Consider the following 455-nt stretch of genomic DNA (forward strand, 5'->3'; position numbering starts at 1 on the left):
TTGGAAGATATAAATAAGAACAGAAATATAGGAATAAATGTAAATATAACACCGGGAGTAGTTGATGTATACAGAAACGGCAAGCTTACGGGAGAAGCCAAAGGTGGAGTTTCTTATAGTACGAGAGTGAATTTCAGTGAAAAGGATTATGTGGCCAAAGTTAGAACAACGATAGGAAAAAATGTAAAAGCATTAATAGACGGTAAGTTAGAAGGATTTAAAGAAATAAACAGAGATATAAATAACAGAATTCAAGTAATAAAAGATACGGAGATAAAGCCTATAGATATAGATTTAGGAACAGAATATTGGGCAACGGATTATGCAAGGGAGAAAACGGAAGGAGACTTTATAAAAGCCGGAAATAAAGTAGAAAGAGTATCTGAAATATTAAAGGCAGTAATTGAAAATAAAGGAAAATCTTTACCGTTATACTATAAAGACAGACTTGCTTA

At 32.1% G+C, this 455-nt stretch carries 1 protein-coding gene; it reads left to right on the plus strand.

Annotation, left to right across the window (positions count from 1 at the left end; translation table 11 throughout):
- Positions 1-455: hypothetical protein (locus tag EII29_RS12370; RefSeq protein WP_158612549.1), on the plus strand; the 455-nt coding region annotated here is incomplete at both ends.

Source organism: Leptotrichia sp. OH3620_COT-345, from assembly GCF_003932895.1.
Taxonomy (GTDB): Bacteria; Fusobacteriota; Fusobacteriia; order Fusobacteriales; family Leptotrichiaceae; genus Pseudoleptotrichia.